Annotated in this window: 13 protein-coding genes and 1 pseudogene; all 14 read right to left on the bottom strand. The window is 41.7% G+C overall.

Annotated elements, in window-relative coordinates; translation table 11 throughout:
• Positions 1-158: 158 nt before the first annotated feature.
• A complete protein-coding gene (locus MMP60_RS11930; RefSeq protein WP_241336460.1) occupies positions 159-485 on the bottom strand; it encodes a hypothetical protein in 327 nt (108 codons plus the stop codon).
• On the bottom strand, positions 482-658 hold the full coding sequence (locus tag MMP60_RS11935; protein WP_241336461.1) for a hypothetical protein: 177 nt from the start codon (positions 656-658) through the stop codon (positions 482-484). The genes MMP60_RS11930 and MMP60_RS11935 overlap by 4 nt, the downstream gene beginning before the upstream one ends.
• Positions 655-1,353 (bottom strand): DUF3800 domain-containing protein, encoded by a 699-nt coding sequence (locus tag MMP60_RS11940; protein WP_241336462.1) that lies wholly within the window; start codon positions 1,351-1,353, stop codon positions 655-657. The genes MMP60_RS11935 and MMP60_RS11940 overlap by 4 nt, the downstream gene beginning before the upstream one ends.
• A 2-nt stretch (positions 1,354-1,355) precedes the next feature.
• Positions 1,356-2,750, bottom strand: a complete 1,395-nt coding sequence (locus MMP60_RS15955) for a restriction endonuclease subunit S (RefSeq protein WP_241336463.1) — start codon at positions 2,748-2,750, stop codon at positions 1,356-1,358.
• Positions 2,747-4,150 (bottom strand): helix-turn-helix domain-containing protein, encoded by a 1,404-nt coding sequence (locus MMP60_RS11950; protein ID WP_241336464.1) that lies wholly within the window; start codon positions 4,148-4,150, stop codon positions 2,747-2,749. The genes MMP60_RS15955 and MMP60_RS11950 overlap by 4 nt, the downstream gene beginning before the upstream one ends.
• Positions 4,140-5,870, bottom strand: coding sequence for a class I SAM-dependent DNA methyltransferase (locus MMP60_RS11955; RefSeq protein ID WP_241336465.1), 1,731 nt, complete (start codon positions 5,868-5,870; stop codon positions 4,140-4,142). The genes MMP60_RS11950 and MMP60_RS11955 overlap by 11 nt, the downstream gene beginning before the upstream one ends.
• A 240-nt stretch (positions 5,871-6,110) precedes the next feature.
• Positions 6,111-7,013, bottom strand: a complete 903-nt coding sequence (locus MMP60_RS11960) for a hydrolase or metal-binding protein (protein WP_241336466.1) — start codon at positions 7,011-7,013, stop codon at positions 6,111-6,113.
• 174 nt (positions 7,014-7,187) lie between these two features.
• On the bottom strand, positions 7,188-8,225 hold the full coding sequence (locus MMP60_RS11965) for a lambda-exonuclease family protein (protein WP_241336467.1): 1,038 nt from the start codon (positions 8,223-8,225) through the stop codon (positions 7,188-7,190).
• A 147-nt stretch (positions 8,226-8,372) separates the two neighbouring features.
• Complete coding sequence (locus MMP60_RS11970) at positions 8,373-9,410, bottom strand: DUF932 domain-containing protein (protein ID WP_241336468.1); 1,038 nt, start codon at positions 9,408-9,410, stop codon at positions 8,373-8,375.
• Between the two features lie 111 nt (positions 9,411-9,521).
• Positions 9,522-9,821, bottom strand: a complete 300-nt coding sequence (locus tag MMP60_RS11975) for a hypothetical protein (protein WP_002126054.1) — start codon at positions 9,819-9,821, stop codon at positions 9,522-9,524.
• Positions 9,822-9,939: 118 nt separating this feature from the next.
• Positions 9,940-10,320: a hypothetical protein gene (locus tag MMP60_RS11980; protein ID WP_038349929.1), complete on the bottom strand. Its 381-nt coding sequence runs from the start codon at positions 10,318-10,320 to the stop codon at positions 9,940-9,942.
• Between the two features lie 11 nt (positions 10,321-10,331).
• Positions 10,332-10,913, bottom strand: coding sequence for a hypothetical protein (locus MMP60_RS11985; RefSeq protein ID WP_075399982.1), 582 nt, complete (start codon positions 10,911-10,913; stop codon positions 10,332-10,334).
• 17 nt (positions 10,914-10,930) lie between these two features.
• On the bottom strand, positions 10,931-11,191 hold the full coding sequence (locus MMP60_RS11990; RefSeq protein WP_075400249.1) for a hypothetical protein: 261 nt from the start codon (positions 11,189-11,191) through the stop codon (positions 10,931-10,933).
• 595 nt (positions 11,192-11,786) lie between these two features.
• Positions 11,787-12,356 (bottom strand): annotated as a pseudogene (locus tag MMP60_RS11995) (hypothetical protein); the annotation flags it as partial.
• Between the last annotated feature and the right edge of the window lie 111 nt (positions 12,357-12,467).

Below are 12,467 nucleotides of genomic sequence, written 5' to 3' on the forward strand. Positions count from 1 at the left end.
TTCATTTAAATTCAATTAATCTTCACCGTCTTATATGCATTCATTATCTTTTGTAACTGCTATTGCGACCCTATATCAGTTTACTTATAATGTGCCTAGCTCATCTACCTAGTGTAGAAGGAGTATACGAAGTCCTTATATAGCAATATATCGGGGCTTTAGCCTTTTTTAAAGGTATGAAAACTTTCATATTCTTTTCTAAGCTTACGTTTTGTATGCTCTCTTAGGCAATATGCTGTTTTCAATAAATAATATTTTTCATCTAAATCTGTTTTACGCTTAGCTAAAATAACCACAAAATCTAGATGTTCCGCCCAAATGACAACATGGGTTTCCCTGCCACGCTGATTTTCCCAATATAGAAAACCTGCTTGATGTGCATTCGTTATACACCAAGCCACCCACCGAATTCTCTCACAACGCTTTAGATCTGGAAGTCTGTCCTCTTCATTTTTATTATTTTGATCTGCAGCTTCAGAAATCAAATGCCAAAAGCTTTATCTTTTGTTGTCGGACGAAATCTGACTTTTACGGGTGTATTTAAAAACAATAAGTTGGCATTGACAACTGTTTCTAAATAAACAGCGTAGATTTCATTTTCATAGTCATTCCAGCTATCAAATCCCGCAAAAGCAATCAGTTCAGGAGGAGTATTCAATATTGAGGACTCCATATGAACAAATTAAACTTTTCCGCTTTAAGCAATGTGCTTATCTGCAAGCTCAACTGTGAACGATTTTGTAAATAATGAATGAGTTCAAGCTTCGCTTCACTCGTCTTTAGCCCTCTATGTAAATACGATAAAGCACCTATAAACAAGTCTGCTAACTGTAGCAACAAAACATCATGTGATTGCACCAAATCTATTGAGTGGATAATAGTGCGATCAAAATCATAATTCGCATTGCATAAAACCTCACGCAACTTTGTTACTTTCTCTTGTCCCTTAGTATCTTTAATATCTAAGTAGATTTTGTAATTATGATTTGGTGCAATTAAACGATTCAGCAGTAAGTACCATTGCTTATAATAAAAATCATCGTGACTCTGCATAAAGTTTGCATGATTTAATTTACTTTTATCTGGAATCACAACACCTCTAAAATAAAGAAGAGGTTCATCAAAAAATAAATCTACGAGTGCTTTATAAAATGGGAGTTTGCTTTTAGAAACTTTCGTCCATTTAATTTCATTATTTGCAGAGATCTCAAATTCTTTTTTGAGTTGCTTAACTTTTCTTGCTAAATACTTATGATGTGAATCTGGGCACCATATTGCACCAAGTACCATTGCAGCAAAGCCATCATTTTCGAGATGACAGCTTTCATCACAATAAATATTAAAAACACTCACGCTCAAGCCACCTCGATTTGTAAACCCGACACGTCCAACTCACCCGATAGTAGCTTTGGTAATAAAGCATCTCTCAAATCAGATAAATTACTGGATTGAATACACTGAGTTTTCATCATTTCTAATATCTTGCCAACTTGAAGATCAAATTTTTCAATAACCTCTTTAGTTGGTACTAAAACAACTTGATTACGCAAAATATCTGTTTTTAAGTTTGTAAAAACACTACCATTACCTTGAGCAACTAGTTGAGTTCTTAATTTTAAGAATAAGAAATATAAGTAATTATCTGAAAAATGTTGTTTTTGAGGGAAATATAACCACCCATCATGAATACATGCATCTAATTCTAAAAACTTAGGTAATCCAGGAGTTGCACTATTTGTTAATATTAACGAACCTTTTTTGAGATAAACAGTTTTTCTCAGCCCTTCTTTTATAATAAATTCTTTTGTTTTAAATAAAAAAGGCGAAGGATCAGCTGTTGCATCAGCAATCTTAACCCATGGATATCCTGTAGGTGCCATAAAGTTTTGAATTGGTCTAGGGGAGCCACCTCGTTTAATTTCAAGAAAATTTCCTAAAGCTGTTGCATCCCACCCCTTCGGCACTTCCCCTAACTCACTCTCTACTAACTCATCAGGAAATAGCGCGGCAGTCGCCTGTAATTCAGCAAAATCATCTTTTGCCATTTGCTCAATTTCCGCTTCACTTTTACCGCTAATCGCACACATCGCAGCAAGCTCAGGATCATTACCTTCCTGCTTAGCTGCAATTTTGGCACGCACAGGGTTAAAGTCGATAAACCAACTTTTAAAAATGGCTTGGGCGATGGATTCTAGTGTTTGGTTAATTTGATTATTTAGATGAATTTTTTCATCAAGATCAGAAAGAATCTTAGATATTTTTTTTTGAATCAAAATATCAGGTTTCGGAACTAAAAACTCTTCCAACATTCCTTTGGTTAAAGCATTTCTTGTCGCACCTGTTCCCGCTAACGTTAGCAAATGATTTTGTGTATTCCTATCAGTCAAAAAATATCTAACAAACTTTGGATCAAGCTCATTTTTTACTGTTCTGATAATAGCTACATGCTGATTAACTCTTGCAGGTAATTTATCTTTAGGAGCTAAGCAAACTCGGGCAACAGAATCACCTGTAATATTAATTAGAACATCATTCAACTCTATTTCTACATTATTTAATTTCTCTGCATCACTATTAGAAATAAAAACTAACCCATTCTCGCTAAATCCATCGTTATAAATATTTTGACTGCGAATTAAGCAAACGCTTCCACTATCAAGATATACATTAGCCCCGCCCCTTGGTGTAGAGCCACTCCCAATTTTTGTACAATAATCTTTCAATCGTACATAAGACCAATCAACAGTCACACCCCACCCCCAAATTCTTTCTTAATCGCCCAATAGCCACGAGTTCCACCCACACGCTCCAGCCAGCCTGCATCTTTTAAATGATTCAGATGCTTTTTCACTGCTGACTCATTAATACCGAGCTGCTCTGCCATAGAACGATAGGAAACTTTCGGGTTGTGCTGAATTAAAACTAAAATCTCTTTTTGACGATCTGTCAGCATAGTTTCTTGGATTGAGCTACCTATTGAGCCACCTATTGAGCCACCTATTTTCTCAGTCGAAGGACGGTAAAACTCCCAATCGACAAAATCACCTTGTGCTTTCAGTTGAGGTTCTGCATTACCTGCCTGCAAACATAGATCTTTAATACGAGCAATCCCACTGCCCCACTGCTCGATATAACCCAGCTCTTTAAACACACGCGCCAAAACACGGTTACGGATCTCGGAACGACCTTGAGCCAAATCTTCTTCAGTCAGACCATTGGGCAAGCCACCCGGGGATACAATATTCAGGATGTCATCATAGATGCCAACCTTAATATCACGCCCTGCATTACTATAGTCACGATGCAACACTGCATTCACCAAGGCTTCACGAATTGCAGGAATAGGGATCTCATAGCTTTCTGTACGTTGTAACCCTAAAATTTCTGCCCGTAGATGCAGATGATTCTTGATGAATTGCTCTGTTTGCTTCAACTGGCTAAACAAGTCTCCACGGTATTCTTTTTTATCCAAAAATACGGTCATGGTCGTGCCTTTAAAGCGACTGCATTTAATCTCAACCTGCTCATAAAGCCCTAACAAAATGAGTAACCCATGACTTGGGTAATCCTGTCCATTCTGCTGAATAATCAATTTAAGATTCCGCATCTTCTGCAAAGACAGCTCTTTACCCACCTCAGCAAAGGCTTGCTTTAAAGGCTGTAAATCGATGTCATCTAAACTGTATTGCGGATTCGGCTGTTCATCAAAAGTTTGGTTCAGACGCTGCAATTCGAGTTGCTGGATATACTCAGGCGATGCCACACGATTACTTGCACCTAGACGGATATAGGTTCCCTGTGCCTTGCCTTGTGGCTTGAGATAATAAGGCAACAATGAACCACGGCTGACTTCAATCACCAGCAACTCTATGCCTTGGATATTCTCGATATAGATATACGGCAGAATGTTTGGCACACACAGTTCATTGATCATCGAAGTGATCTGATCTTGCAACTCAAAAATATCATCTTGAATACCTACGAGTTGGCGATCATCACTCACACCCACCACCAATTTACCACCACTGGTATTGGCAAAAGCAATCAGGGTCTTTGCCACCTGTTGTCCTTTCGGTAACTGCTCTTTAAATTCGAGGGTTTGACTTTCACCCTTCTGAATTTCCTGCAATAAAGGATGATCAGAACTCATAACCCAAGCCTTTTAGATTCTTTTTAATCTCACTTTCCAAGACAGCACTTTCAGCAAATTGCTCTTTGAGCTGAGCAGTCAAACGTAGCATTTTTTCAGCAAATGGCTCGCCATCATCTTCCTGCTCTACTGCACCAACATAACGCCCCGGAGTCAGTACGTAGTCGTGCTTCTGAATATCTTTTAACTCAGCAGAGAAACAGAAACCTTTCTCATCCTGATACGCTTTGCCTTCAAAATTTTCGCCTTGTTGCCAAGAATGTAAAGCATTGGTGATTTTGGCGATATCAGCATCGGTAAAGTCACGCAGTACGCGATCTTTCATATAGCCCAAATTACGGGCATCGATGAACAGCGTCTTGCCTTCACGGTTGGCTTTCTTTTTATCCAAGGATAAGCCGTTCTTTTTATCTTTGGTCAAGAACCAAATACAAGCTGGAATTTGCGTGTTGGTAAACAGTTGTCCCGGTAACGCGACAATACATTCCACCAGATCAGCTTCGATCAAGTTTTTACGAATCTCGCCTTCATTGTTGGTATTGGAACTCATCGAACCATTGGCAAGTAAAAGTGCCATGCTGCCTGTTGGTGACAGATGATGTAGCATGTGCTGCATCCAAGCAAAGTTGGCATTACCTTGTGGCGGTGTACCGTATTTCCAACGTACATCACTTTCTAGCGAAGCATGCCACCAATCCTTGATATTAAAAGGTGGGTTGGCCATGACAAAGTCGGCGCGTAAGTCTGGATGCTGATCATCTAGAAAGCTGTCAGCATTTTTCTTACCGAAATTAAAATCAATCCCGCGAATCGCCATGTTCATAGCTGCCAACTTCCATGTGGTCGGATTGCTTTCCTGCCCATAAATAGAAATATGCTTTTTCTGTTCGGAGGCTTTGTAATGCTTTTCCTGTGCGTGTTGTTCAATAAACTTTTCACTGGATACAAAGAATCCACCTGAACCCATTGCAGGGTCATACACACGACCTTTATAAGGCTGCAACATTTCAACGATTAAAGTTACGATGCTTTTAGGCGTGTAGTACTGCCCACCTTGCTTGCCTTCAGCCAAAGCAAACTGTCCTAAAAAGTATTCGTAGACATGCCCGAGAATATCTTTACTGTGCAGACTGAGTTTCTCGCCATTATATTCAGGCTTGGTAAAACTGGTGTCAGAAAAAGTATTGATCAGATCAAGCAACTTGTCATTGTCCAGCTGGTACTGTCCAATACGATTCAGAATGCCCTTAAGCTTTGGATTGGCTTTTTCAATTTCATCAAAGGCATTGTCAATCAGCCAGGATACAGAGCGTAGTTTGACATCTTGCCCTTGTTCATCCTGCCAAATGATAGAGCCAATCGCTTGTGCTGCTGCATTACGGATACTTAACCAACGTGCTGCTTTTGGCACCCAAAATATGTTTTTTTCTTGGTAGTAATCCAGTATTTCTAGTTCATCAGCAATAGCCTGTTGGTATTCTTCTTCGCTGTCGTACTGATCACGCGGCATGTAATAGATGTTGTGATCGTCTTTTTGTGCAAACAATTCTTTGAGTTCTGATTGCCGTTCATCAAAAGCATCTGATACGTACTTTAAGAAAATCAGTCCTAAAACAATATGCTTGTAGTTAGCGGCATCCAGACTGCTGCGTAATTTATCGGCGGCTTTCCAAAGCTTGTCATCTAAGTCATTTAGAAATTTTTGTTCCAATGAATGCATTTTATTTCCTCAATCCAAGATCAACCGCTTTGGTTTTATACTTAATGTTAAACAATGTTGCTAAGTTAGCATATCTACGACCTATTAAAAGTCATGCACTTAACAAAAAAAATAGAGATTAATTAAGTCTTGTTATTTTAACGAGATAACTATAGCTAAAATAGTACTTTGACGACTCCCACGACTAATACTGTCGTAAAAAAGAGCAACCTGGAAAGCTGCTCTTCTCCAACCAACCGATTAGTTGACGGGTCTGACTGATTGCTGCAACCCCTGCTGAATATCCTGCACAAACCCTTCATGCGAAGCTTGTTGCTCCACCGTTCGGTTTTGTTCTTGTTCAGGGTAGTATTCCTCCAGCACCTCTAACCCTTCCTCTATATCCGTTTCAAACCGTGCATTGGCAAAACCCTTCCTTGCGGTAAAGTCTAAAGCTTCCTGATAAAACCCCGCCTGCTTGCTCTGTTCATCAATTTGCTTCGCCTGAATAATCGCCTCATTCAAGCTAATCCCTTCTCTTAAAGTCAGATCCACGTAATAGACTGGCTGACGATAGCTCTGTGTCGTACTCTTACCACGCAATATCAACTGCAATGGGAGGCAAGATAACAAACCATTAGACGCTGCATGGTAATAACTCAGTCGCGCAGCCAAAGTTCGAATACTGTTAAAGCCTGTGGTTCTAAAGATAAAGGTGCCAAATTCATCAGAATCATCCAAATTCACATGCAGGCGACCGTAGGGCTTGCAGTTCCCTCCTTGAGCCAATGGGCATAAATCAGGGGATGGACATGAATGTTGCTCGACCCCTTGACTGGTTAAACGCTGGCAGGTTTCACCATTGCCGACACAGACTGGCCGTCCAGTCTGTCGGTCAAACAAGCTATACTCCGCGCGTAAGTTCAGATCAGGATCATTAAAGATCATTCTGACCGGGATTGAACGTAGCTTTTGATTGGGTACATTCGCTCGAAGCTGTTCATCCAGGGGATGTTTTATCCAGCCATTCTCTTTGCTTTGGATCTGGGAAGTAATGGTGAACTGATCATCTTTTTCAGGTAGGCGTTTACCATTCTTTTCTACTACCCGGCCAATACTGATACGCCCCAGCGTAGGGGGTGTAATCGCTAAACCTTTAATCATTTTATTTTCCTCAATTTGATTTTGTACAGATCATCCAGCTTTATGCAGATCACCTGATTCAAGAAATATGTATATAGCTCGCTACAAAAGCCGCGACCGTTTGCCCTCTATGCCTAGTGAATGGAGGGCGGGGAGCGGTTTTTGCGCCTTGCTATTTAAATGGGCTGAAACAGGCTAGTCGGTAAAGATGTTGAATCGACGACTACCCTGTTTTTGAAGTGGATAAAGCTCAATGAGTTCAGGCTGGTGCTGAAGCAATGCTTTGGTATTGAGGCTGATAGAATCCTTGGCTTTCTTCCAAACTACCGAGCCATGAGCAAAGACGGCCCTTTCCTTGTCTTGCATCATCATCTGGATTTCATGTTTAAGCTGGTCAAAGCATTCCTGCTTATGCTGAATCTCTTCTTTCATTTTGATGAGCTGGTCGAACATCAAATTGGCATTTTCATTTTGCGAGAGATCCTCTACGGTTAAAGGTACATGCGCTGGATAAAGTTGTTGAATCGCTTTAGCTGCGGATTCACTGGCATCGACTGATGGAGGAGTATCCGTTTCCACACACTCCCAGAAATATCGTTCTGCTTTAACAATATGCTCAATCACGGATTCAGACCGTGTCACTTTGAAGATCTTGGTTTCATGCCCACAGATCAAGACACAAACATGCGCTGCCTGTTTACCAGTTACGGCCAGTTGATGTTGCACCTGACACAGCACGTATAAAGGCACACCATCACGCCACAATTTTGCTCCATGCTCACCTGCTGTTTTACATTCCAGTATCTGAACATCATCACTGCCGACCACGCTGTAATCCAGATTGGCTAGCATAAAGTGTTTATCGGGATCAGGATGCTGAAGTACCGCATTGATCCGTCGCACCTTGTTATTGGTGTGCATGCTATAGAACTCTGCCACCAAAGGTTCCAGCTGCTTACCCCAGTACAGCGGTGCATGGCCTTCGCTTTCATCTTCGATATTCTGTTGAATACGTCCTGTTTTAATCATCCACAATTCCAATATCGACATATAAGGGTTTAGACCACAAGCAGCGGCACAGTCACTGCTACCGATACCTTTTCTACGGACTTCTAGCCATTCGACCTGAGTCATATTTTTGGTCTCTACGAAGCGTTTTGCAGTAAACAGTTTTGGTCGGTTAGCATGTATATTTAGTGTTGCATTGTTTGGTTGAATTAAAGCTGTGTTCATAACTATTTCCTGTCATTGTTAAATTTTGGACATAAAAAAAGCCGTGTCCGTAGACACAGCTTTTGAATGAATGAGTTAAGTATTTGTAAGATTGAGCGTTTAAGTATGGTGATGAATCTGCTTAGGCTATCAATAGATTACTTACAGTTAGGCCAACATGCGTAAAGCTTGTTCCAATCCACGTTGTTTCAATGCTGCCCCTGCACCAAACCATGCCGAATCGAGGCGGTGATCAGTACTCATTGCTCGACGTTCATGGTCGACAAACTCGGTGATCGCACAAAGTAGTCCATAGGAGGTGTCTTTGGCTGAAGATAAGTCTGCTCCACGTCCCTGCCCATTAAACATATTCATGACTTTGGTCATGGCACGTCCATTCGGTTCAGTTTTATTGGGCTGTGGATTGGCTTGGGACGCGACATTACGGTAGTACTGAATAATGTTATCCTCCTGTTCCATCGCACTTAGGCTATTATTGTTAAATACCGCATCAAAATAAGCTGCTGCTTCTTTCTGGGTGACTTTACGTTGGGTGAGTTGTTTCATTTCATACATGTGGTCATACCATGTTTTCACTGAAATACCGAGTTGATCTTTGACTTTGTCGGCATCAAACTTAGTACTGTGCGGTACTTTGACCACGCCTGCATTGGAACTCTGCCCTCGTAAGGCAATCGCTAAGGTGTTATTGCACACCACACGGATATTGGTGAATTGTGCGGTGGTGGCTAAAGTACCATCACATGCGGTTGCTAGCAGAATATAGCCATTGCTGACATCTCCACCTTTCAATTCTGCAGTTTGTCCTGTACGTGCCAAAGCCCAGAACTTTTTCCCACCTTTTAGGACACCTGCGGTTTCCAGTTCAAAGCCTGATTGCTCAGTCAGATCACGGTAGAACTCCAGAATTTCCATCGGTTGGACTTCTTGATAACGCTGACTCACCACCGATAAAGGAGCATGGGTATCTGAACGGTACAGTACCCGTTGTTCTTCATACGGCATGATGATGCTTTGCCCACGCGCGTTTTGAGCCATGTAGCTGACATTGGAGGATTCAATACGCCAATCCATACCTGCTTGCTTGGCCCAGACTTCAATCGGTTGATTTTGGCTAAGTTGATTGCCCAGACCGTGCCAAGGGGTTTGTCCGACATACGCCATTTGTTCAAGTTGATGTGCCATTTTGATTATTCCTTAAATAAAAGTGAAAGATGTAAAGATGCAGAAATGTGCTGTAAGGGTTTAAACAATCCATCTATTTAAAGATGTAACCGTGTAAAGTCAGAGATGCGATTACGGCACCCATGCAAACGCTTGTTGGCAATCCAGACAGAGATACTGCTCGGCATTGCTGTAGTATTTTTCAAAGGCATACTGACTCACCACCACCAGTACGCCACCCACCACTACCCCAACAGCTGCACCGAAGAGCGGTGAAAAGCCTGACTTGCGAGCGACCTGCATGCCAAACATCGCCATCTGTGTGGGGGAAATACAACGTTGTAGTTGCTCAAAATAATTGGCATGCGCATTGCCTGAATCGGTTTGTCTGACCTGGGTAGACTGACAGTAGGGACATCGAATAAAAGACATGGGTATTCCTTGCGAAATGAATTCAGTGCGAAGAGCGAATTGAGGACATAAAAAAACCGTGCCCATGGAGGACACGGTTTGATTGATATTTTGGTTCGTCTTTTAGAGTTAAAGGCCGCTATTGAAAGCTGTAGCTTGCAGTGCCTTTTTCTGTTTCAACATCGACACGCACTACATTGTCATAGCCACAACCGGTTAATTTCAGCCTTAAACGCAAACCCATTTTAAAATGCTGCGGATATTCCAATGATCGGCGATAACCTTCATAACTGCATTCACCGTTGTTGATCAGCACATTGGTCACATCAATCGGATCTGCACTGTTAGAACGGATCGTTAATACCGTAGCGGATTGATTTTGGGCATACCAGTTACTGGTATCAATTACATCGAGTTCGACCGTAAACGTGTTTGGATCAAGACCTGCATTACAGCCACTCAACATGATGCCTGTCGTTGTAGTCACTGCGAGGAGTAAGGGTTTTAAAAGTTGCTTCATCAAGTTCATCCTTAACAGTAGTTATAGCTCACGCCATAATCGCCTGTATTTAAATCAATGCTGGCCAAATGGATTTCACAGTCTGTGCCGTTATCAAATTTATAAACGTAGTAGCGATTACCCGCTTGCTCCGACTCCAATGCGCCATGTTCTTGCAAGCTAAAGTCTTGCACTGATTTGCCTGTATCTTTTGCGGCTTTGGCAAAGATATAGCGCTGATACTTGTCTATATTGTCCTGCTCAAATTCAGGCAGTTCATCATAAGGCAGCATCGACAGTAAGGTATCCACCGCCTTAAGGTTTTGATCAAACTCAAAACTCAGCAATTCAGGTTCATGATCTGATGGACTCAAACGCTTGCTTCCCGTGGTCAATTCTTTGACATCGATGCCATCCACTTCTGCCGCTGCAATCTCAGTGGATACTGCTTCTGAACTGGCGGATTCTAAAGGTTGTGCAGAGCTGACCTCAGACGTACTGGCTGGAACCGTTTTTTCAGTTGCGTGTTTAGGGCTAAAGAAGTAGAAGCCTGCGATGCTGATCAAGGTCAGGGCTAAGATTGCCGCCAAGCCCAATATGGTTTTTTGGGTCATTTGAATGTTCCCCTCATTTAGTTGGGCACAGTGACTTGACCATTCTGCGCATTAAAGTAAACAAAGCGTGGACAACCACCTTGAAAGTTCACCGTGAAATTACGCCAACCACGGTTGCCAGGATTGGTTTTATAAAGACATTGATAAACCCCACCACCTGTATGACGTGCTTGAACAAGGTAGGATTCACTGGCTTGTGCAAACCAGCCTGCCTGCGCCAATGATGCGCCTGCAAGTAGTGATGAAATCAGAGTCGTTTTTAGGAAAGTTTTAAACATCATCATTTTCTCTTTTTTATAGGCATCACTGGTCTTAATCAGACGCAGTGTTCCCCATGTCATAAATGCTGGAATGAATATCTATGTTTTTTTGAAGTGTTATAGACGATAAAGCACACAAATCTACGCCCCTCAAAACAGCATGAGAGATTCATCTTCATATCGGTAATATGTACTTGAAAAAGTTTTATTCTTAGAAAGTCATGGACACAGCTATGCATTGACTGCACAGCGTCAGGTCTAATCACCCAACGGCACAAACATGAAAAAAGAGAAATATAAAAGACGGTCTTGATGTAAGCGCATGGCGTACTCCTTGTGTGAAAGAGTTCTACCAAATTACTGCTAAATAATGGTGGCAGAACGAGAGAGGGTTAGCAGACTGACACACAAGAATCAGCACGCACAAGGCGTCCCTCCCTCGCCCTACCGCAACGGAGGAGGAACGAACGAGTTCGCCACCAAAAAATTACTTTTTTGATGTGCTTGTGTGTAAATGGGTCTGCTAAAACCCGCTGACAATGTAGGTCAGCAGGTTAAGGATAATCTGCGCAATGTAGAGCGTCAAGCAAGCGCAGGACACTCATATAAATTTTCAGCGCCGTACAGGTGCTCCATCAAACCATTTAAATCCTTTAGGGTAAATGCAGATTCTATTCGGAAGCCCAAACTGACCCGTTTGATTCTCCGGCATGCTATTTAATGCACCCAAAGGACAGCCCGCTTCTTCTGGCATAATCCGATCAATTCTCAGCGCTTTTTGTGCATCAGCATCGGAAAGCTGATGATGCATTTCTGGATAAACGCATGTGCCCAGATATCCAGTCGCTCTCATCCAGTGCTCTCTGCTATCATTGCAATATCCCAAAGGATCAGAATAGAGTAATCGGTTAAAGCTCAGATAAAAGTGGATCACATAACGCTGCTGAACATCATCACGCACAATCCGATAAAAACGATAGACCACCTGCGTTCGATACCAAAATACTGTGGGTAAACTATTTTGGAAATTTGATAAAAATCGCTCTAACTGTCGCAAATCGATAATTTCATTTCCACCGTCATTTAGACTTAGTTCCAGTTTTAAATCCGCTGCATCAGGATAGATCTGGCTTGTATTACGGTAGGATTCTCTCAACTTTTCAGTCCGCTTCTCGTAGCGCTCAGCGCGCACAATAGACACAATCCAAGACACTGATTTTTAATAAATTTCATCAATTCTTGTTCTACATTTACCGTAAAAACTACCGCAAAATAGATCTGTACAATACCCGAA

It is taken from the genome of Acinetobacter sp. ANC 4805 (assembly GCF_022549495.1).
Taxonomy (GTDB): Bacteria; Pseudomonadota; Gammaproteobacteria; order Pseudomonadales; family Moraxellaceae; genus Acinetobacter.